At 63.0% G+C, this 18029-nt stretch carries 25 protein-coding genes; 9 read left to right on the top strand and 16 right to left on the bottom strand.

Translation table 11 applies throughout. The features are described from left to right. Window positions 1-6 precede the first annotated feature (6 nt). From C444_RS06960 to C444_RS22220, 3 genes are read right to left on the bottom strand one after another with little or no spacing between them, the layout of a single operon-like run. A complete protein-coding gene (locus C444_RS06960) occupies window positions 7-240 on the bottom strand; it encodes a hypothetical protein (RefSeq protein ID WP_004591868.1) in 234 nt (77 codons plus the stop codon). After that, window positions 233-508 carry a hypothetical protein gene (locus tag C444_RS06965; protein WP_004591870.1) on the bottom strand — a complete coding sequence of 92 codons (276 nt, stop codon included), beginning with the start codon at window positions 506-508 and terminating at the stop codon, window positions 233-235. The genes C444_RS06960 and C444_RS06965 overlap by 8 nt, the downstream gene beginning before the upstream one ends. After that, window positions 508-657 carry a hypothetical protein gene (locus C444_RS22220; RefSeq protein ID WP_004591871.1) on the bottom strand — a complete coding sequence of 50 codons (150 nt, stop codon included), beginning with the start codon at window positions 655-657 and terminating at the stop codon, window positions 508-510. Before C444_RS22220 ends, C444_RS06965 begins: the two co-directional genes overlap by 1 nt. A gap of 97 nt (window positions 658-754) precedes the next feature. On the opposite strand from C444_RS22220, the gene C444_RS06970 reads away from it, so the two are divergent. Beyond that, the gene (locus C444_RS06970) at window positions 755-1972 is read left to right on the top strand and encodes a DUF7405 family protein (protein ID WP_004591872.1); all 1218 of its coding nucleotides are present in this window, start codon (window positions 755-757) and stop codon (window positions 1970-1972) included. Between the two features lie 58 nt (window positions 1973-2030). On the opposite strand, the gene C444_RS22925 is transcribed toward C444_RS06970, so the two are convergent. Genes C444_RS22925 through C444_RS06990 form a run of 6 tightly spaced genes read right to left on the bottom strand, consistent with a single transcriptional unit; the run spans window position 2031 to window position 5560 of the window. Then, window positions 2031-2162 carry a hypothetical protein gene (locus C444_RS22925; protein WP_004591873.1) on the bottom strand — a complete coding sequence of 44 codons (132 nt, stop codon included), beginning with the start codon at window positions 2160-2162 and terminating at the stop codon, window positions 2031-2033. Window positions 2163-2206: 44 nt separating this feature from the next. Next, entirely contained in the window at window positions 2207-2551 is a 345-nt protein-coding gene (locus tag C444_RS06975) for a hypothetical protein (protein ID WP_004591874.1), read from the bottom strand. Further along, window positions 2548-2691 (bottom strand): hypothetical protein, encoded by a 144-nt coding sequence (locus C444_RS22225; protein WP_004591875.1) that lies wholly within the window; start codon window positions 2689-2691, stop codon window positions 2548-2550. The genes C444_RS06975 and C444_RS22225 overlap by 4 nt, the downstream gene beginning before the upstream one ends. After that, a complete protein-coding gene (locus C444_RS06980; RefSeq protein WP_004591876.1) occupies window positions 2688-2954 on the bottom strand; it encodes a hypothetical protein in 267 nt (88 codons plus the stop codon). Before C444_RS06980 ends, C444_RS22225 begins: the two co-directional genes overlap by 4 nt. Window positions 2955-3002: 48 nt before the next feature. Beyond that, entirely contained in the window at window positions 3003-3791 is a 789-nt protein-coding gene (locus C444_RS06985) for a DUF7124 domain-containing protein (protein WP_004591877.1), read from the bottom strand. After that, window positions 3788-5560: an aldehyde ferredoxin oxidoreductase family protein gene (locus tag C444_RS06990; RefSeq protein WP_004591878.1), complete on the bottom strand. Its 1773-nt coding sequence runs from the start codon at window positions 5558-5560 to the stop codon at window positions 3788-3790. Before C444_RS06990 ends, C444_RS06985 begins: the two co-directional genes overlap by 4 nt. Window positions 5561-5646: 86 nt before the next feature. Between C444_RS06990 and C444_RS06995 the strand changes: the two genes are divergently transcribed. After that, window positions 5647-6252, top strand: coding sequence for a molybdenum cofactor guanylyltransferase (locus C444_RS06995; RefSeq protein WP_004591879.1), 606 nt, complete (start codon window positions 5647-5649; stop codon window positions 6250-6252). Window positions 6253-6278: 26 nt separating this feature from the next. Here C444_RS06995 and yqeC read toward each other — a convergent pair whose 3' ends face one another. Then, window positions 6279-6998, bottom strand: coding sequence for a selenium cofactor biosynthesis protein YqeC (gene yqeC / locus C444_RS07000; RefSeq protein WP_004591880.1), 720 nt, complete (start codon window positions 6996-6998; stop codon window positions 6279-6281). Between the two features lie 105 nt (window positions 6999-7103). On the opposite strand from yqeC, the gene moaA reads away from it, so the two are divergent. Genes moaA through C444_RS07015 form a run of 3 tightly spaced genes read left to right on the top strand, consistent with a single transcriptional unit; the run spans window position 7104 to window position 10391 of the window. Next, window positions 7104-8186, top strand: a complete 1083-nt coding sequence (gene moaA / locus C444_RS07005) for a GTP 3',8-cyclase MoaA (RefSeq protein ID WP_004591881.1) — start codon at window positions 7104-7106, stop codon at window positions 8184-8186. 51 nt (window positions 8187-8237) lie between these two features. Next, a complete protein-coding gene (locus tag C444_RS07010) occupies window positions 8238-9323 on the top strand; it encodes a putative sulfate/molybdate transporter (protein ID WP_004591882.1) in 1086 nt (361 codons plus the stop codon). A gap of 54 nt (window positions 9324-9377) precedes the next feature. Beyond that, window positions 9378-10391: a DHH family phosphoesterase gene (locus C444_RS07015; RefSeq protein WP_004591883.1), complete on the top strand. Its 1014-nt coding sequence runs from the start codon at window positions 9378-9380 to the stop codon at window positions 10389-10391. 8 nt (window positions 10392-10399) lie between these two features. Here the strand turns inward: C444_RS07015 and C444_RS07020 are convergent, their stop codons facing one another. Then, window positions 10400-12322 (bottom strand): beta-CASP ribonuclease aCPSF1, encoded by a 1923-nt coding sequence (locus tag C444_RS07020; RefSeq protein WP_004591884.1) that lies wholly within the window; start codon window positions 12320-12322, stop codon window positions 10400-10402. A gap of 174 nt (window positions 12323-12496) precedes the next feature. Here C444_RS07020 and C444_RS07025 point away from each other — a divergent pair, with 174 nt between their 5' ends. Then, on the top strand, window positions 12497-12679 hold the full coding sequence (locus C444_RS07025) for a DUF5786 family protein (protein ID WP_004591885.1): 183 nt from the start codon (window positions 12497-12499) through the stop codon (window positions 12677-12679). 16 nt (window positions 12680-12695) lie between these two features. Here C444_RS07025 and C444_RS07030 read toward each other — a convergent pair whose 3' ends face one another. Both C444_RS07030 and C444_RS07035 read right to left on the bottom strand, forming a co-directional pair. Continuing rightward, window positions 12696-13046: a glutaredoxin family protein gene (locus tag C444_RS07030; RefSeq protein ID WP_004591886.1), complete on the bottom strand. Its 351-nt coding sequence runs from the start codon at window positions 13044-13046 to the stop codon at window positions 12696-12698. A 66-nt stretch (window positions 13047-13112) separates the two neighbouring features. Further along, window positions 13113-13355: a BolA/IbaG family iron-sulfur metabolism protein gene (locus tag C444_RS07035; protein ID WP_004591887.1), complete on the bottom strand. Its 243-nt coding sequence runs from the start codon at window positions 13353-13355 to the stop codon at window positions 13113-13115. 211 nt (window positions 13356-13566) lie between these two features. Between C444_RS07035 and C444_RS07040 the strand changes: the two genes are divergently transcribed. Next, window positions 13567-13950: a thiol-disulfide oxidoreductase DCC family protein gene (locus tag C444_RS07040; protein ID WP_004591888.1), complete on the top strand. Its 384-nt coding sequence runs from the start codon at window positions 13567-13569 to the stop codon at window positions 13948-13950. A 73-nt stretch (window positions 13951-14023) separates the two neighbouring features. Here C444_RS07040 and C444_RS07045 read toward each other — a convergent pair whose 3' ends face one another. Together C444_RS07045 and C444_RS07050 are read right to left on the bottom strand one after the other, a co-directional pair. Beyond that, window positions 14024-14434, bottom strand: coding sequence for a CoA-binding protein (locus C444_RS07045; RefSeq protein ID WP_004591889.1), 411 nt, complete (start codon window positions 14432-14434; stop codon window positions 14024-14026). A gap of 46 nt (window positions 14435-14480) precedes the next feature. Further along, window positions 14481-14855 carry a winged helix-turn-helix transcriptional regulator gene (locus tag C444_RS07050; protein WP_004591890.1) on the bottom strand — a complete coding sequence of 125 codons (375 nt, stop codon included), beginning with the start codon at window positions 14853-14855 and terminating at the stop codon, window positions 14481-14483. Window positions 14856-15084: 229 nt separating this feature from the next. Between C444_RS07050 and C444_RS07055 the strand changes: the two genes are divergently transcribed. Then, complete coding sequence (locus C444_RS07055; protein WP_004591891.1) at window positions 15085-15408, top strand: hypothetical protein; 324 nt, start codon at window positions 15085-15087, stop codon at window positions 15406-15408. Here C444_RS07055 and C444_RS07060 read toward each other — a convergent pair whose 3' ends face one another. After that, on the bottom strand, window positions 15409-16626 hold the full coding sequence (locus C444_RS07060; RefSeq protein WP_004591892.1) for an inorganic phosphate transporter: 1218 nt from the start codon (window positions 16624-16626) through the stop codon (window positions 15409-15411). 475 nt (window positions 16627-17101) lie between these two features. Here C444_RS07060 and C444_RS07065 point away from each other — a divergent pair, with 475 nt between their 5' ends. After that, the gene (locus C444_RS07065) at window positions 17102-17797 is read left to right on the top strand and encodes a ThuA domain-containing protein (RefSeq protein ID WP_004591893.1); all 696 of its coding nucleotides are present in this window, start codon (window positions 17102-17104) and stop codon (window positions 17795-17797) included. Window positions 17798-18029: the final 232 nt, after the last annotated feature.

The following is an 18029-nucleotide window of genomic DNA, read 5'->3' on the forward strand; positions in this document are numbered from 1 at the left end:
GGGCGGCTACCGGATTCGGAGCACGAGCCCCATGCTGGCGACGATCCCGACGACCAGCAGGACCTTCACCGTGGGCAGCAGGAACGCCATGGTCTGTTCCATCAAAAAGAGCGACCGCCAGGAGTTGACCGACCGTGCGATGACCGCGACGGCCCCCGCGCCCGCGACCAGCACGCAAAGGAGCGTGACCGAGGCCGCCGCGACGACGCCGAAGGGGTTCGCGCGCAGCCGCTCACGCATCCGGGATCACCCGCCGACCGACGACGAGGACCACGTAGAGCGGGACGAGGGCGACCAGTAGACGGCTGACGAACAGACCGATGTAGCTGATAGTCGATTCGAGGTGAATCTGCCAGTGCCAGCTTCCCTTGAGTTCGGCGATGAGGCCGATTGTACCGACGACAAGCAGTGACAGCGCCAGCAGCGTAGCGAGGGTGTAAACCAGAATTCGGAGATATCCGAGGAGTGAAACGGCGGTCAACCGGGAGTTCGATCGTTCGGTGGCCATCAGGTTCCTTCTCCGGTCCAGTGCTGCTGATAGATATCGTACGTGATGACGGCGAGGACGACCAGCCCGACACCGAGGACCGCCGCGCCCATGTCGGGTGGAAACGGGAGGTCCAGTCCCGATTCCGTATGCATGAGGATATTTAGCATGGAGTGTGGTACGGACTGACAAGTAAAAAACCGTTATGACCTGTTCTCCTGCGACAAAGTTTTTCTCTGCGTACCCCTTCCCTTGTAATACCATACCATGACTTCGCGCCGCGGGCTGCTGCTTCGGCTCTCCGCACTCACCGGAGCGGCCGGTCTCAGCGGCTGTTCGTCCCTGCTGGCCAGGCAAGCGGAGTCGCCGACGGGCGACCTCGCCCCGAACCCGCGGGCCGACGAACTCCCGATACGCCAACACGCCTGGAATGAGCATCTCCGGAGCGACGACACCGGCAACGATCTGCTTCCCCGTCACTTCCGACTGTTCATGCTCGACCTCGACACCGAGCCATCGGACGCGGCCGCGGAAACCGTCGAACTGGCGATGCGGACACTGGAAGACGCCTACGAGTTCAACAGCGGGGGACTCCTGCACATGCTCGCCTGGGGGACGAGCTACTTCGACACCTACGGGTCGCTTGGCTCCTCGCCGATACGCAGCCCACAGGTCCTCTCCCGGACGGACGACCCCGACCTGCAGTCTTTCGACGCCATGCTCGTCCTTGCGAGCGACGTTCCGTCAACCCTCACAGCCGCCGAGTCAGCGATGTTTGATACGCGGCCAACGCTCGCGGACGCGGAGATTCAGGGCCGACTCGGCGATGTATTCTCCATCGCCGACCGTCGCGGCGGTTTCATCGGTGCGGGACTCCCGTCAGCCCACGCCGACGCGGAAGGCGTCCCCGCCGATATTCCCGAGGAGTCGTATATGTTCTCTGGCTTTTTCGCCGGCCGGTCCGGTACGCAGGCCAGCGAGGACCGCGTCACCATTGACGACGGCCCCTACGCCGGCGGGACGACGATACACCTCTCGCGAATCAACGAGGCCTTCGACAACTGGTGGGAGCTCGCCCAGTCCGACCGCGTCAAGCGACTGTTCTCGGCGGAGTTCTCTCCGGAGGACATCGACAGGGGCGACCTCCCCTTCGCCGACATGGTCCGGGAGCACGCGAGCAGCGAGGGAGCGGTCGGCCACTTCGAGAAGGTCGCCCGCGCCCGCAAGGACGGGGAGCCGATTATTCTCCGCCGGGATTTCAACACGATTGACGGCGGCCAGGCCGGGATTCACTTCCTCTCGCTCCAGGAACGCCCGCGGGACTTCGAGGAAGTCCGCGACGCCATGAACGGCTGGTGGCTCCGGGAAGAACACGAGGAACTCCGGGACCGGCAGAACAACGGGCTGCTGGAATTCATCGAGGTTGCGTCACGCTCGAACTTCTACGTCCCGCCGCGTGACAAACGGGCCTTCCCGGCCCCATAGCTGTCGTTTACGTGTAGAATGGGGCAACGAAAACCATGCGCCTGACGCCGACAGTAGTTCACTCCTCGTCGTCTGTTGTCGTGTCGTTCTGATTCACGTCACCCGGCCAGACGCCGTGGTCCCAGACCTCGAAACCGTTGAACGTCTCTGTCGCACCTTCCGGTTTCCACTCGCTTGATTCGTGTGCCATTGTATATCACCTGTCGTAGTGGCTGGACTTAACTGTTGGTGCCGTCATTCAGAGGGCGTTCCCGGCGGTTTCTGCTCGTCCGTTACTTCGTCGAGGAACGTGTTGGCGTAGAGGTCGACGTGCATCTTCAGGACCGTACTCTCGTCGAGGCCACTCTCTTCGGCCTGTCGACGGAGCAACGCAGCCAGTTCCGCTGTCGGGTCGTACCGTATCTCGCGACCATCGACCTCGAATGCCACGTCGTGGGACTGCGAGACGAGGTGTTCGATCTCCAGCAGCGCCTGCTCGACCTTGGTCTCCATCGCCTCGTCGATCTCCTCTAATCGCCGGTCAGCCCACTCCTGTGCGGCCTCGTACAGGCGGTCGCTCACTTCGAAGGTAAGCGTCAAAACGACACCCCCTCACCCTCGAATTCAGGCGTCCACAGCGTCGTCTCCTCACACACCGGACAGTTCTGACGGCGCGGCTGCCCCTCGAACGCCGAGAGGTCTATCATCTGCCCACATTCCTCACAGCTGTAGTACGTCATTCTTCTGATGGGGGCCACGACTGTGGAGCCGGGTTTGTCTCGGTAATCTCGGAGTACAGAACCACAAGCGCCCCGAGTACGATGGTCAACACAAGCACCCCGGCGACCCCACCCAGTGCGTTCTGGCCGACGAATGAGGTTGTGCCGGTCCCGAGGTCGATGGTCGACGCGACTTCGAACAGTGTCAGTAACAGCCAGACGAAGGCCCCCAGTACCACGAATGTGAGTATCTTCGACTGTTGGATCGCGGTTCGGAGTGTCATTGTCGTTCGTGTATGACAATGACCAGCAAGCATTATAAATATACGGCGTTACTCCTCCGCGAGGTCCCAGTCCGCTTTTTCGGCGGCGTCGGTGAGTGGGATGAACTCCCAGCCAGTCCGCTCGGCGATAGGCTCGTCGTCCGGGCGGCCGACGAGGACCATCCGCTCGGCGTAGAACATCGAGCGTTCGTCGATGTCAGCAAGCCGCTCGGCCGGTTCCTGGCCCGCGCCGCTGAAGAAGTCAGCGTCGATACCGTGGTCGCGCTGGAACTTGTTGATGACGAACGCATCCACGTCGCCGACGATGCCGACCCAGTCGGCCCATCCCCGCGCCTCGCGGAACACCAGTTGCGGGTCGGCAAACTGTCGGGCCGCGTCGTATGTCACGGCCATCGTCATGTCGTCGATGCCGCCGCCGTGAGGGCCGCTCGCCTCGACGGACTCCTCACCAGCGGCGGGGTCTTCGGCGACGTTCGAGGCCGGGTCAGTGTCGGTCGCGGCTGCGCCGCCCGCGCCGCCGCTATCTGTCGGGATACCGACCGGCTTGTCCTTGTTCTCCCGCGGGACATGGGGTACCGGCTGGCCACCGGGGTCCGCGCTGGCGGCATCGCTGCCGTTCTCCTCGATACCGGTGTCCGCATCAGTACCCGCACTTGTGGCCGCGCCGGGACTCTCAGTCTCGGTATCGCTGTCGGGCCGTACCGATTCGGTCCCGGTCGCTCCGGGGTCGGGTTCGTCCTCGGGGTTGCCCTCCCCGCTCCAGAACCAGTCGCCCCGGTTCGGCGTCTCCTCGTCGTCCTGTACGTCGAGTTCGTCGAGATCGATTTCGTCTGTCATTCTCCCAGTGTCGTGTCCGCTGGTCGTGTCGCCGCGTCGACGGCGTCCGAAAGGCCGAGTCGTTCGATTGTCTCGCTCGTGGGCCGGCCGTCGGCGTCCCAGCCACGCTGGCTGTAGTAGGCGTCGAGCATCGCGTCGAAGGACTCGGCGTCGAGTGCCGCGCCGGCATTCGGCCCCGAGTCGAGGGGTTCCCGGAGCTTCGCCGGGAGTTCGTCGTCGGCCCGCGAGACGCCCTCGCGGACGTTGAACAGCCGTGTCAGCGTCCACACCCGCTCGCCGACCGTCGCAAGATCGCCTTCGGTGTCCAGACCGACGGCGTCCAGCCACTCAGCGCCGAGGTCGTCGAAGACGTCGCCAACGAAGTCATCGACGACGAGACACCACAGCACCGAGCGCTGGTCCTGCTCGCGGATGACGGCCGCGGCCGCTCGCTCCGGATCCCAGTCGTCGTCGAAGGCCTCCCGCTCGATTGTGAGGGCGCGCCGGTGGCAGGCCCCGCGGTCGCTGGTCGCGTACGCCAGCGCCATGCTCCGAGCGCCGCGGGGGTCGTACGCGGGCAGTTCCATGGCCTTGACCGTCGGTAGGAGGTCGTCACCGCCCAGGCGGGCCGAGGCCGCGTCGACGCCGTCGGCCAGGGCGTCCCCGAGCATCGTCTCCCGTGCAACGATTTCTTTGAGGAGCGTCCGCGCGTCCTCGGGGCTCCCGTACTCGAAGGATTTGTCGAGCAGGCCGGCGTCGCTGGCCTTGATGGCCCACGCGACGGCGCTCCCGGCGCTGATGAGGTCGAGGCCGAGCCGGTTGCACGTCTCGCCCAGCGCCGCCACGGCGTCGAAGTCGTCGATGCCGAGCCCGGCCCCGAGGCTCATCGCCGTCGCTCCACGCGGCACAGTCTCGCCGTCCTCCGTCTCCACGCGGAAGCCGCCGGGGCTGCCCTCGTCGTCGTACTCCCGGCCAGCAGCGAGTTCTTGGACGGCCTCGATGCCGACGCCGTCGGCCCCCTCGAACTGGCCGTCCTCCCACCCCCGTGTCGAGAGCGCGCCGACCTCGTTGGCGAAATCGACTGTTTCGACGGTCCCGCTGGCGTGGAGCCACTGCCCGGTGTCGCCCTCGCGGTACCGCTTTGCGTACTGCTCCCGTAGCTCCGCGAGATCCGTCGGCGGCTCGCCACGGACGACGACGGCTTTCAGCCGCTTTGCGCCCATCACTGTTCCGGCACCGCCCCGTCCCGCGTGGTGTTCGCCGCCGTCGGAGGCGATTGTCGCGAACGCGACACCCTGCTCGCCCGCCGGACCGATACACGCAACCGCGGCCTCGGGGAACGCCGCCGCCGTCTCGGCCGTGTCCTGTCCCCACGTCTTGGTGGGCTCGACCGTCGCGCCGTCGTCCTCCACGACGAGTCTGACCGGCTCCGGGGCGCGCCCGGTGACCAGAATCCCGATGTGGTCCTGCAGCGCGCCGGCCAGCGTGTCCGGGAACGTCCCGCCCGCGTAGGAGTCGAGGAAGCCGCCGGTCAGCGGCGACTTCGTGACCGCGGCGTAGCGCGTCTCACCGGGCAGGAGACCGGAGACCGGTCCGAGCATGAACAACAGGACGTTTTCAGGGCCTAACGGATCGGTGCCGGCGTCGAGTTCGTCGTACAGGTACCGGGCTCCGAGTCCTTTGCCGCCCACGAACTGGCGACGCCAAGCCTCCGGGACAGGACGGCTCTCGGCTGACGCCGACGATAGATCGACGTGAAGCATCCGGTCCCGGTTGGCTACTGTCATCATACCTCATTCCGCCGTCTGTCGACTAAAGGATTATCCCCACCAATTATGCACGAAGCGCCTTTCCGCCAGACCCGAGAAGGCAGGGTATGCGCGCAGGCACTATCGTCGCTGGCGGCCGGTCGACGCGGTTCGGCGACAGCGACAAAGCTACCGCCGGCCTCGCTGGGACGCCGATGATTCGTCGCGTCGCCGACCGCCTCGCCGAAGCCGTCGACGAACTCGTCGTGAACTGCCGTGAGGACCAGGTCGAGGCAATCGAGGCGGCGCTGTCGGACCACAACCTCGATCCAACGTTCGCGCTCGATGAGGACCCCGACCAAGGGCCGATGGCGGGCATCGCGACCGGGCTGGGGGCCGTCGACAGCGAATACGCCGCCGTGGTGGCCTGCGATATGCCGTTTGTCGATCCGACGTTCGTCGACTACCTGTTCGAGCGAGCGGCGTCCCACGAGGCAGCAGTTCCACGCCCGGACGAGTGGTTCCAGACGACACAGGCGGTGTACCACGCCGAGGCGATGCGGACGGCCTGCCGGCGAGCGCTGGAACGCGGCGAGCACAAGGTCGTCGAGCCGCTGTTCGACCTCGATTACGTCGTCGTCGAGCGCGAGGACGTGCTCGAACACACCTCACTGGATACGTTCAAGAACCTCAACACCCGCGAGGAGTTCGAGGCCGCAACCGAACGGTTTTGAACGAGCGGGCCGGTGTCGGCTCGTACTCAGACGACTGCCACCAGCGGGTCGTCGGCCCGCATTTCCGCCAGCACCACGCGCGGTACGTCGGTCCGGTCGTGTATTGCCTCGGCGACCGCTCGCGCGCTCGTTTCGAGGTCAGCGTCATCGACCATATTGAGCAGCGGAATTGCGGTCGCGTCGGCGGGCACGTCTTTCAGCCCGCCGCGGTCGCTGGCGAGCACCGCGGCGACATCCCGCGGTCGAATCTCGTCGCCGGGGTCGAGCCCAGTGATCGCGGCCACTTCGTCGACTCGGTGGACAATATCATCTGTCAGCGGTTCGCCGACGACGTGGGCGCTGGCGATGGGGACGACAGTCGACGCTGTCGACGGTAGCTGTGGCTCGCGGTCGCTCGGCGCTTTGAACTCCCGCATCCGCGCGCCGTCGGCTTTCACCAGAATCGGGTGGTCGATGTCGGCCAGATCGGCGACGGTTTCCGGATCGTAGCCGCGGTAGCGGTCCGGCCGCTCCTGTACCGGGACGACACCCAGCGGCCACGCTGTCGCCGTGTCGATGGCTGTCCGCGGGGTCTCCGTCACGACAACATCCGCGACCCAGCCGTCGAAAATCGGAATCCGGACCGTCGCGGTGACGACTGCCTGCTCCAGTCGCGCTGCGAGCGCCGCCATCGTTGTCTTCTTTCCTCCAGCACCGACGAAGCAGGTGGTCCCGTGCTGCGCGTCCAGCGCGTCGACGATGTCCATACGCAGTGCAGGGCGGTGGTCTGGTTAATCGTTACCCCGTTCCGACGCCGGAACCGGAGCAGTCACGCCATTTAAGAGGCTGTGCTGTGAATAGTTAGCAAGGATATGCTCGAAGACGACTTCGGTCGCGAGGTCTCCGGTGTCCGCGTCTCCCTCACCGACCGGTGTAACTTCGACTGCGTCTACTGCCACAACGAGGGCCTGGGCGACACACGGGGCCCGATGGAGGCACAGGATGATGAACTCACTGCCGACACCATCGTGGCCTTCCTCGAAGTCGCCGCCGAATTCGGTGTTGACTCGGTGAAGTTCACTGGCGGGGAGCCGATGCTCCGGGAGGACCTAGAGGAGATCGTCCGGCGCGCCCCCGACGAGATGGAGGTGTCGATGACGACCAACGGCACCTTCCTCCCCGGCCGCGCCCCGGACCTCGTCGACGCGGGTCTCGAGCGGGTCAACGTCTCGCAGGACGCCCTCGACAGCGAGGCCTTCGCCGAACTGACCCAGAGCGGGGCCTACGACCGCGTCCTTGAGGGCGTCGAAGCGGCGCTGGACGCCGGTCTCGAACCGGTGAAGCTCAACATGGTCGTGTTCGAGCCGACCGCGGGCTACGTTCCGAAGATGGTCGATCACGTGGCCGAGAACCCCGGCCTCCAGCTTCAACTCATCGAGTACATGCCGGAACTGGCCGGCCACCCGGAGTGGGCCATCGACATCGACCGCGTCCACGACTGGCTGGAGGACCGCGCCGACACGGTCGAACATCGGGAGATGCACGACCGCAAGCGCTACTGGATACACAGCGACGACGCGGCGGTCGAAGGCAGCGGCACTACCACCTCGCTGGCCGCATCGGACGGCGGGATGCGGACGGAGCCAATCAACAATCAAAATAGCGGGATGGTCGAAATCGTCGACCCCGTCGGCAACGAGAACTTCTGTGCGAACTGCCACCGCGTGCGGCTCACTCACGACGGCTATCTCAAGGGCTGTCTGAACCGAAACGACGACCTGCGCGACATCGGCACGACCAAGGAGTCGATGCGCGCTGCGTTCCGCGAGACGGTCGACACCCGTGTCCCCTACTACGGCGAATACATGGTCGAAACCGAGGACGGCGAGTGGGAGATAAACGAGGAGTACATCGACACCGACGGGGACCGTGCGCCCTACGAGTACTCGGAGTAGCGGCCGCCGCGGACGGGCACGCTCACTGTTTCGCCGTCGACCCCGACTGTCATGAGTTTCCCGTTCCGCGAGCAGACGACAGTTTCGCTGTCGTGGAACGAACTGACCGGCGCAATCGGGGACTCGGCGACGGTGCTTCCGGTCGTCGTGGCTGTCGCCGTGCTGACGGAGCTGTCGCTCCCGGTCATGCTCGTCTGGTTCGGCGTGTTTCAGGTCGTCTGGGGGCTGTACTACGGGGCTCCCATATCGGTCGAGCCGATGAAGGCCTTCGCCGCACTGGTCATCGCTGGGACCATCTCCACCGGCGAACTCGTCGTCGCGGGGCTCTTGCTGGCCGGCATCCTGCTCGCGCTCGGAACCACGCGGTCGCTCGAAACGGTCAATCGGTACGTCGATGACACCGTCGTTCGTGGAGTACAACTCGGCGTCGCGCTGGTCCTGCTGGAGACGGGCGTCGGCCTTGGGGTTAGTGACCCGAGACTCGTGGCCGTCGCCGTCGGCGTGGTGGCCGTCCTTGCATTCCTGGGCTACAGCGGCCAGAGCGCCTTCGCCGTCTTCGTCCTGGGTGCTGGCATTGCTCTCGCAGAGACCGGAGTTCCGACGCCGGCCATTCCAGCGGTTGACGCCATGTTTATGCTCCCAAGCATGACGCTGTCGGCACAGACAGCGGAGGCAGTCCTCGCCCAGATTGCGGTCACGGTCGGCAACGCCGCCCTCGCCACGTCAGTCCTGCTCGGCGATTATTTCGACCGGGACGTATCCGCGGATCAGCTTTCGAACAGCATGGGGCTGATGAATCTGGTCGCGGTTCCGTTCGGTGCGTTTCCGATGTGTCACGGGAGTGGCGGCGTCGCCGGGAAGTACGCCTTCGGGGCCAGAACGCCTGGGGCGAATCTGATACTCGGCGCAGGCTACGTGCTGACCGCGTTCCTCGCCGTCGGCGTCATCACGGCCTACCCGACAGCGCTCCTCGGAGTCATTCTGGTACTGATCGCCCTCCAGTTGGGCTGGACCGGCGTCTCCAAAGCGGACGACGTAGCGGTCGTCGCTGCAATCGGCGGCCTCGGCGTCCTCGTCAACCTCGGCCTCGCGTTCGTCCTCGGTATCGTCGTCCAGCAGCTTCGCGCCCGGTTGTGACGGCGGGGCCGCCCACAGACGCTTGTATCAGGAGGCCGAAGCGACGACCGATAGATGCGTCCCGCAACGGAACTGGAGAACCTGCTCGGAGAGGCGGCGTCACTCACCATTGTCTGTCACAACAACCCCGACCCCGACTGTCTGGCCAGCGCACTCGCGCTCGGTCGCATTGCGGCCGCCGTCGGCATCGATGAACGTCGAATCCTCTACAGCGGCGAGATCTCACACCAGCAGAACCGCTCGTTCGTCAATCTGCTGGAGATGGACATCCAGGAGTTCGACGTGGCCGACGTGACCGACCGGGAATCCTCGGAACTGCTCGCCTTCGTCGATCACTCGATTCCGGGGTCGAACAATCGGGTCTCCGAAGACGTCTCCGTCGATATCGTCATTGACCACCATCCCGCCGAGGATATCAGCGCCCGGTTCGTCGACCACCGCGTGGAGATCGGGGCGACGGCGACGATACTGACCGAGTACCTGCGTGACCTCGAAATCGAACTCGACGACCGGTTGGCAACTGCGTTGCTGTTTGCGATCCGGCGAGAGACGCTGGGTTTTCTTCGTGGTGTGACGCCAGACGAGTACGGGGCAGCCGGCTTTCTGACGGAGACGGCCGACTCTGACCTGTTGCGACAGCTCTCCTCGCCGTCGATCAGCGGCGCAACTGTCGACGCTATCGCGGATGCAATCGGGAACCGGACGGTCCGCGGCTCGGTGCTGATCTCACACGTCGGACGAACGCCAGAGCGGGACGCCCTGCCGCAGGCGGCCGACTATCTGGCGACGCTCGAGGGCGTCGATACGGCCATCGTTTTCGGCATCGTCGAGGACACAATCCAGCTCAGCGCTCGCTCGACGGACTCCCGGGTCAACATCGGTGATGTTCTGGACGAGTCCCTGGGTGACGTGGGGAGCGCAGGGGGACACCGTGAGATGGCCGGCGGCGAAGTGCCACTCGGCATCTTCGCCGATTACACGAGCGATGACACCGTGCTGGTCGATATCGTTGAGCAGGTGATTTCGGCGCGGCTGTTTGCCGGATTGAATCTCTCCGAGGAGAGCTAAACCGCCGGTCAGGACAGCCGGAACGTTTCGAGGTTCTTGGGGTTGTGGGTCCGCATGTTGAACTTCTGGTACAGCGCCGAGGAGAGCTGGTTCGTCGTGGACGCGTCGCCGTGGACACAGAGGATCTTCTCGGGCCGCGGGTGCATCGTCTCGACGAACGACTCAAGTCCCTGCCGGTCGGCGTGGCCGGAGAAGCCATCGACCGTCTCCACGTTGAGTCTGAGACTTACCCGCTCGGCGCGCGGTCCGCTCGTGTCGCCGAGGGTAATCTCGTCCTGGCCGCGCTGGATCTGGCGGCCGAGAGTTCCTTCTGCCTGGTAGCCGACGAAGGCCATCGTGTTGTCTGGCTCGCTACCCAGCAGTCGGAGCCAGGACATTACGGGGCCGCCGGTGACCATCCCGGAGGTTGTCAGGACGATTGCCGGTTCGTCGTCGGCGATGTCCTGTCGCATCTCGTCGCCCCCGTCGACCTGCTCGAACTGCTCGGCGAGGAACGGGTTCTCGTCCTCGTAGAGGATACGCTGGCGGAGGTCGTCCCGGAGGTACTCCGGATACGCGGTGTGGATCGCCGTCGCCTCCCGGATCATCCCGTCGAGATACACCGGCATCGTCGGTATCTCGCCCTTTCGCATTGCCTCCTCGAGGACGAGCATGAGTTCCTGCGACCGACCCACGGCGAACGCCGGAATCAGCACCTTGCCGTCGTTCTCGTAGGTCTCGTTGATAACGTCCTTGAGAACCCGCTCGGAGTCAGACTGGTCAGTCTGGTAGTCGTTCTTGCCGCCGTAGGTCGACTCCAGTACGAGCGTCTCGACCCGCGGGAAGTCGTTGACAGCGCCGTCAAGCAAGCGGGTATCTTTGTAGTGGATGTCTCCGGAGAAGGCGACGTTGTACCGCCCCTCGCCGATGTGGAAGTGACACACTGCCGACCCGAGGATGTGGCCGGCGTTGTGCATCGTGAGCTTGATATCGGGCGCGATGTCCGTGACGTTGCCGAACTCTAGCGGAATCGTGTGTTTCAGCGCGTCGCGGACCTGCTGGCTCTCGTAGGGCGGTGTCCGGCCTTCCTTCGAGGCAACATCGAGGTAGTCCAGCTGGAGCAGGCCCATCAGGTCCCGCGTCGGCGCAGTCGTGTAAATCGGCCCGTCGTAGCCGTACTTAAACAGGATGGGGATGAGCGCGGAGTGGTCGAGGTGCGCGTGGGTCAACACGACGGCGTCGAGGGAGTTCGGCCCCGCTGCGAGCGCCTCGGGCGCTTGGAGGTACGGGACTTCGCCCTCGGCACCGGGCTTGTCGCCACAGTCGATGAGGATACGGGACTCCGGCGTCGAGAGGATGAACGCGGCGCGCCCGACCTCGCGACAGCAGCCGAGCGTGGTAAGCCGAACCCAGTCTTCGTCGCTCGTGGTGGGGCGGTTGATCTGGCGACCGACGCGCTGGAGGATGTCTCGGCGCTCCTCGCGTTCCTGCTTGAGGTAGTTCCGAACGTTCGAGACGGTCGAGGACTCCATCGGCGGCGTCCGGACGACCTCGGGGGTCCAGCCGACGGACGCGGAGATCTCGTCAAGGGTCGCGCCGTGGCGGCCGATGACGCGGCCGGGCTTTTCGGCCTCGATGAACACTTCGCCGGTCTGGCGGTCGAAGTCCAGGTTCTGGACGCCGGCGTCCTCGGGAATCGTCTGCGTGATTCGAGCCCGGGCCTCGTTCGGCGGGACCAGTGCCCCCTGGGTCGGTCGGACGTTGATTCGTTTACGCAGCGTCTGTGCGAGGTTTCTGACGATGCCGTCGCGGTTGGCGACTGTCTGTGCGTCCGGTGTGTAAATAACTAGTTCCGGTCCCTCGAACGCGACGGATTCGATTTCGATGTCGTCCGGTGTCTCCTCTTCGACCTGTGCTTTGATTCGATCAAGTGTCTCGTCTGCGGAACTCATAAGTTTGGAGATGGAGGCCCGATAGCCGTCGGTAAAACCACGGCTCTCGACTGCCGTTATCTAGCGGGAGTGCAAGCACGGTAAAGAACCTTTGCTTGTCTCGGTATGTCATCGTCGGGTCGCGTCTCGGCAGGAACCGGCGAGTTTTAGTGTGGGACTGCGAGATGTATCCCTATGGGCTTTGGTAGCTACGATGAATCCGAACAGAAGGACAACGACGTAGACGCGGACGACAGCGAGGGCGTTGCGGTCCACGAGAACGACCACGACGGGTCGGTTTCCTTCGAGACAGAGGCGACCACGAGCGACCTCGTCGACAAACTCGGCGACATGAAAGACGAAGACGACGAGGCGTAAGGGCCTCGAAGACCAGTCAGAACGGCGATTCCTGCCCGACTTTTTCCGCGAGTTCGCCACGCTCGTCGAGCTGTTCGAGGATGTCGCTGCCACCGATGAACTCCCCGTCGACGAACGTCTGTGGGATCGTCTCGCGCCCGCTGTGGCGCTCTAGCGCCTCCCGATAGGCGTCGGTTGCCTTCAGAACGTCCACTGTCTCGATGTCGTCTCGGTGCTGTTGCAGCAGTCCGAGGGCCTTCTTCGAGTAGCCACACTGTGGCATCAGCTCGTTGCCTTTCATGAACAGCACGACCTCGTTGTCCTCGATGACGCTGTCTACCTGGTCCGTGACCTCTTCTGGTGAGAGTTCTTCGGGCTCGAATGCCATACCCTCACTAACGGGGTTGGGGATAAAGACGTACCGACGGGGCGAGCCACGCTGCCGGGGATTCGACTACTCGGCTTCTTCGGGTGTCAGCGTTGTGAGCTCTATGGCGTGGATGTCGCGGGTGAGATGGTCCCCCAGTGCGTCGTGGACAAGCTGGTGCTGGTCGACCAGCGATTCTCCCTCGAACGCTGGCGAAACCACACGTACGGCGTAGTGTTTGTCGTCGTCGGGGTCCCGTGGCGTGGTGACCATCGCTCGTGCTTCCGGAAGCGCTTCCTCAATGAGTTCGGCGACCGCATCCTCGTCCATACGCGCTCTGAAGAGAGCGGCAGGCAAAACAGTTGGCGTCGCGGCCACCGACTGAGCGATAGCTACCGACGGAAAGCGACCAGTCCCAGGCTGCAAACCCATCGTCGTGACCAGTTCGACGGCCTGTCCCGTATCTATCCTTGTGGAGATCGGCCGTCACTCCTTGCCGGCTGAACCACAGGTGTTTGTTCCTCTGGTCCCTAACTCGACTATGAGCGACGCAACGCTTGTCTACGATGACGACTGCGGCTTCTGTACGTGGTGGGCGGACTTCATCGACGAGCGGTCCGACCTCGAAATCGTTGGCTTCTCTGAGCTCGGCGACGACCTGCTTGCCCGCCTGCCGGACGACTACGAGTCCTGTTCGCATCTGGTGACCGACGAGACCGTCTATTCCTGCGGGGAATCAATCGAAACCGCGCTCACATACACGGAACTCGGCAAGCCAGCACGGCCGCTGGTCTCGTTCCTCCGGCAGTTCGAGGACTACGAGCGGGTCCGCGAGCAGGCCTATCGGCAGGTCGCCGATAACCGTTCGAAGTGGGGAAAGATCATGTCGAAGACGCCACCGGCGCGCAGAAATAATTCGGACTAACGCCAGATGTAGCGGACCGACGGACGCCGTTCTCCCATTGATCGGCGGTAGCCCGCGACAGCCGCCCGTCGACTCACCCCATCAGTTGCTGGTGCGTCGGCTTCATACAGCGGTCCTGAACGACGCGGCGGCCGGCCGTTTCGGCACGTTCGACGGCCTCGTCGTCGTGGATGCCGAGCTGGAGCCAGATGACAGCCTCGTCGTCGCGGTCCAAGGCTGCGTCGACGATGTCGCTGACCTCGTCGCTGGGCCTGAATACGTCGATGATATCTATGTCACCGGGAACCTCTGATAGTGAGTCGTAGGCCTTCTGCCCGAATATCTCGTCAGCGAAGGGGTTGACCGGTATCACTTCGTACCCTCGTTCGTTGAGGTACTTCGGAATCTCATGTGCGTCTTTGCCGGGGCTGGTCGAGCACCCGACGACGGCGACACGGTCCAGTTCGAGAATCTCTCGGAGTTCGTCGTCCGAAGTAACAGGCATACACGATGGTTCGTCGGGCAGCAACAAAAGCGGTTGCCTGCAGGACCTACTCCGCGGGCTCGTCGGCCTCTGTCGGTTCCTGCAAGTAGGTCTCGCCCCACGCTGCCATTTCGGTGATCACGGACTCCAGTGACTCCCCGTGTTCGGTAAGCGAGTAATTGACGCGAAACGGCTGTTCGTTGATCACTTCCCGGTCGACGAGCCCCTTCTCCTGCAGGTCTTCGAGGCTATCAGAGAGCACTTTGGACGAAATCCCGTCAACGTTCTCTTTGAGTTCATTAAATCCTGAGGGGCCGTTATCAAGCAGTCGATGGATGATAACGGGGTGCCACTTCTTCCCGATAAGGGATGCCGTCGTCGTTATCGGACACCACTCTTCGCCAGCACACCAGACGGAGAGCTTCTCCGGTGAATCACTCATATCTTGCCGTGATTTCGGCCGCGGCCGGCTAATAACTACCCCTGCACAGGTAGCCGGAGTCCATCGCCGGAAACCACATCGACAGCAGTAGGTGGAGCGATTCCATCACTGTACGAATTGCCTACCTGTTACAGCCACTCATTAGAGAAGGCACAAGCCAATATCGTGTGACAGACTCGCCGATCTCGGTCGTCGTGACTTTTACCCGCGTTGAGGAGCCAGATCCGCTATGGATCTTCAGGTTGCTGGGCTGGAGGATCTCGAAGGGCGGGTTCGAAAGGCAGTCGAGCGAATCAGCGAACTGCAGGCGGGGACGCGGGTCCAGTCGGATACATTCTTTTCGCAGCAGTTTATGCGCAACCACACCGAGTTCGACTCGTTCGCCGCGTTCTGTACGCAGAGCCCGTTCACTCTCGATGATATCAGTGACGTTCAGAACGCTCCCCGCAGCCAGCTCAACGAGTATATCGCCGCCACAACCGACTTCGAGACGTGGGAGGGGATGAAAACGCAAGCGGCAGAGGAAGATATCATCGACCAGATCGTCTCCTGATTACCCGATTCCAGGCACCGCGTTCAAGAGGGTATACAGCCCGTAGCTGATGATGCCCGCGCCAACCATTGATCCGACCCACGATCCGATTGTGATGCCGACTTTCCGGGGTGAGACACCACTACCGCCAGATGAACTCGCGGCGAGGCCACTGCCGACGATACTGGCGATCATTACCTTGTTGAACGAGATTGGAATCCCCAGAACAATCGCGAGTTGGGCGATCAGAAACGCCGGAATCAGGGCGGCAATCGACCGTCGTGGTCCGAGTGAGGCGTACTCGTTCGAGACGGCCTGAACGAGCCGTGGCCCTCGAATCCACGCACCGAGGAGGATGCCACCACCACCGAGGGCGAGCAGATAGATCGGCGAGAGCTTGAGGTCCGTCTCGAAGATTGTTTCAAGTGGCCCGGTCGCGAGCCCGACTTGTGTGCCACCGCTCGTAAACACGACGATGAGGCCCAGTATGACCAGAAACTGATTGATACCGGCTGTCTTGTCACGGTGCAACAGCGCACGTGTCCCGGCGAGTGCGAGGAGACCACACGTAACGCTCACGGCGATCATCCCGAGCGTGTAGGTCCCGCCAACGGACGTCGGGAGCAAGTGGTACGTGGTAGCGAGGTATCGGGCGACAGACCCCTGAGCGCCGCTCGCTGTTGGAATGATTGTGAGCTGGATATTAGCCAGTGCATACCCGACTGCCCCACCGAGGACGGGTACCCCGACAATTTCTGGCACGGACTCGCTCCGAAGGCCCCGCGCGAGTCCGTATGCAAGAACACCCTCAACGACGGGAATCGCGAACCAGAATCCGAGGATGACGACGTACTCGTCGACGGCGAATCCTCCACCGAGTGCGATGCCCGCGCCGATCATCGCCCCCGTGACGGTAAACGCCGATGGAATCGGATACCCGTAGGTGTTGCCGATTGTGATGAGCGTTGCCGCAGTGAGTAACGCTGCTGCTGCGGCGAGCGGCGTGATCGTTACGCCGGTTACGAGGTCTTTACCGATGGTCTCAGAGATACTGCCTCCCTGAAGGATTGCTCCCAACCCGGCTACGACTCCGACCAAGAGTGCAGCTCGGAGAACCGAGAGTGCGTTTGCTCCGACGGCGGGCGCAACGGGAGCCGAGTTACTGTTCGCCCCGACTGTGAAGGACATGAACAGCGCCGCGAGCAGCGCAATCGCGAGAACGAGAATCACGGACGCCATGGATTCAGTGCCCCCGACATTGCCTCTGGTTGTGAATCGTTGAGAGCGATTGGTTACAACCGCGTATCCACATTTGTCCACAAGCCGTGTCACGGGACGGATGAACCCATCGAACTGCCCTATATCGGCTGGTGGTGGGTCAATTGTCTGGATAAGTAATCTGGTTTATTTGGCTCCTGAATTCAGATGACCGCAATGCAAACGTCACATTGCGACATGTCTTTTGAGAAGGCACCACACAGAGTAGCCATCTGCTCATTTCCGGAGGCCTTTGTCAGAATCGTTCGGTGAGCAGCGCCGTTATGGAAATTACTATGCGTCGTCGAATCGGCCGTTCACACTGTTCACATGAGAAAATACGTCTCATGACTGAACTGGTACCGAAACCACCTCGATGGCACCATAGATTGGCGTGTTTACTTTCAGTCGGGAGAGAGTAGTCATATTTTTCTCCGGTTATTCAGTGTATTCTTGTATGGCGTCAGTCACCGTGTGGAACGAAAACCAACACGAACGGGCGACGGGCCCGGCCAATGCGATGTATCCTGACGGGATCCACACGACGTTAGCTGAGATGCTTACTTCCTACGGCCATACCGTTCAGACAGCGACACTCGATGACCCCGCCCACGGACTAACCGAGGCGGTTCTCGCCGAAACGGACGTGTTACTGTGGTGGGGCGATGTCGCACACGATGCTGTCAGCGATGCGACTGCAAGCCACGTCGAACAGGCCGTCCGTGACGGGATGGGGTTCATCCCGCTCCACTCCAGCCACGAATCGAAACCGTTCGAGGCGCTCATGGGTGCAACTGGCACCCTGCGCTGGCGCGAAGAGGGCGAGCGTGAGCACGTCTGGGTCGTCGAAGCGGGCCATCCCATTACCGACGGACTTCCCGAAGAGTTCGAACTCGAACGTGCCGAAATCTACGGAAAAGGGTTCGATCTGCCGATACCGGACACGCTAGTGACTGTAAGTTGGTGTGACGACGGTACGGTGTTTCCCAGCGCGTGTTGTTACTACCGTGATTCGGGGCGGATCTTCTACTTCCAACCTGGCCACGAGACGTTTCCAGTGTACCACCGGCCGGTCGTCCAGAAGCTCCTACACAACGCGGTTACGTGGGCCGCGCCGACTGAAACTGGATACCATTGCGCTGGACAGTCTTGACGGGCAGGACAACCAGGTGCTGTCTGTCGGCGCTCAGTTGAGTTCCCCCAATCAATCGACCGTCTGGAAACGACAGCCTGTACCTGTAACTGGGTGATTAGGAGCCGTCTTTAGGAACAGTAGGTACTGTTTTCTCTCGGGAGGGTGACCGAAGGCGACCGCAAACTTAGGAAACTGAACCACGACCATGAGCCAGTATGCGAGGACAACAGCGGAGCCGTAGACCGATTCC

Origin of the sequence: Haloarcula japonica DSM 6131 (genome assembly GCF_000336635.1) — an archaeon.
Taxonomy (GTDB): domain Archaea; phylum Halobacteriota; class Halobacteria; order Halobacteriales; family Haloarculaceae; genus Haloarcula; species Haloarcula japonica.

Bases quoted from the DNA above. Each gene is read 5' to 3' on its own strand.
- C444_RS06985 (WP_004591877.1), bottom strand. From the start codon at position 3,791: ATGACAGACGAAATCGATCTCGACGAACTCGACGTACAGGACGACGAG.
- C444_RS07060 (WP_004591892.1), bottom strand. From the start codon at position 16,626: ATGGCGTCCGTGATTCTCGTTCTCGCGATTGCGCTGCTCGCGGCGCTG.
- C444_RS07020 (WP_004591884.1), bottom strand. From the start codon at position 12,322: ATGAGTTCCGCAGACGAGACACTTGATCGAATCAAAGCACAGGTCGAA.
- C444_RS07015 (WP_004591883.1), top strand. From the start codon at position 9,378: ATGCGTCCCGCAACGGAACTGGAGAACCTGCTCGGAGAGGCGGCGTCA.
- C444_RS22220 (WP_004591871.1), bottom strand. From the start codon at position 657: ATGCTAAATATCCTCATGCATACGGAATCGGGACTGGACCTCCCGTTT.
- C444_RS06995 (WP_004591879.1), top strand. From the start codon at position 5,647: ATGCGCGCAGGCACTATCGTCGCTGGCGGCCGGTCGACGCGGTTCGGC.
- moaA (WP_004591881.1), top strand. From the start codon at position 7,104: ATGCTCGAAGACGACTTCGGTCGCGAGGTCTCCGGTGTCCGCGTCTCC.
- C444_RS06990 (WP_004591878.1), bottom strand. From the start codon at position 5,560: ATGATGACAGTAGCCAACCGGGACCGGATGCTTCACGTCGATCTATCG.
- C444_RS22225 (WP_004591875.1), bottom strand. From the start codon at position 2,691: ATGACGTACTACAGCTGTGAGGAATGTGGGCAGATGATAGACCTCTCG.
- C444_RS07045 (WP_004591889.1), bottom strand. From the start codon at position 14,434: ATGCCTGTTACTTCGGACGACGAACTCCGAGAGATTCTCGAACTGGAC.
- C444_RS06960 (WP_004591868.1), bottom strand. From the start codon at position 240: ATGCGTGAGCGGCTGCGCGCGAACCCCTTCGGCGTCGTCGCGGCGGCC.
- yqeC (WP_004591880.1), bottom strand. From the start codon at position 6,998: ATGGACATCGTCGACGCGCTGGACGCGCAGCACGGGACCACCTGCTTC.
- C444_RS07055 (WP_004591891.1), top strand. From the start codon at position 15,085: ATGGATCTTCAGGTTGCTGGGCTGGAGGATCTCGAAGGGCGGGTTCGA.
- C444_RS07050 (WP_004591890.1), bottom strand. From the start codon at position 14,855: ATGAGTGATTCACCGGAGAAGCTCTCCGTCTGGTGTGCTGGCGAAGAG.
- C444_RS07065 (WP_004591893.1), top strand. From the start codon at position 17,102: ATGGCGTCAGTCACCGTGTGGAACGAAAACCAACACGAACGGGCGACG.
- C444_RS07010 (WP_004591882.1), top strand. From the start codon at position 8,238: ATGAGTTTCCCGTTCCGCGAGCAGACGACAGTTTCGCTGTCGTGGAAC.
- C444_RS07030 (WP_004591886.1), bottom strand. From the start codon at position 13,046: ATGGCATTCGAGCCCGAAGAACTCTCACCAGAAGAGGTCACGGACCAG.
- C444_RS06965 (WP_004591870.1), bottom strand. From the start codon at position 508: ATGGCCACCGAACGATCGAACTCCCGGTTGACCGCCGTTTCACTCCTC.
- C444_RS06980 (WP_004591876.1), bottom strand. From the start codon at position 2,954: ATGACACTCCGAACCGCGATCCAACAGTCGAAGATACTCACATTCGTG.
- C444_RS07035 (WP_004591887.1), bottom strand. From the start codon at position 13,355: ATGGACGAGGATGCGGTCGCCGAACTCATTGAGGAAGCGCTTCCGGAA.
- C444_RS07025 (WP_004591885.1), top strand. From the start codon at position 12,497: ATGGGCTTTGGTAGCTACGATGAATCCGAACAGAAGGACAACGACGTA.
- C444_RS06970 (WP_004591872.1), top strand. From the start codon at position 755: ATGACTTCGCGCCGCGGGCTGCTGCTTCGGCTCTCCGCACTCACCGGA.
- C444_RS22925 (WP_004591873.1), bottom strand. From the start codon at position 2,162: ATGGCACACGAATCAAGCGAGTGGAAACCGGAAGGTGCGACAGAGACG.
- C444_RS07040 (WP_004591888.1), top strand. From the start codon at position 13,567: ATGAGCGACGCAACGCTTGTCTACGATGACGACTGCGGCTTCTGTACG.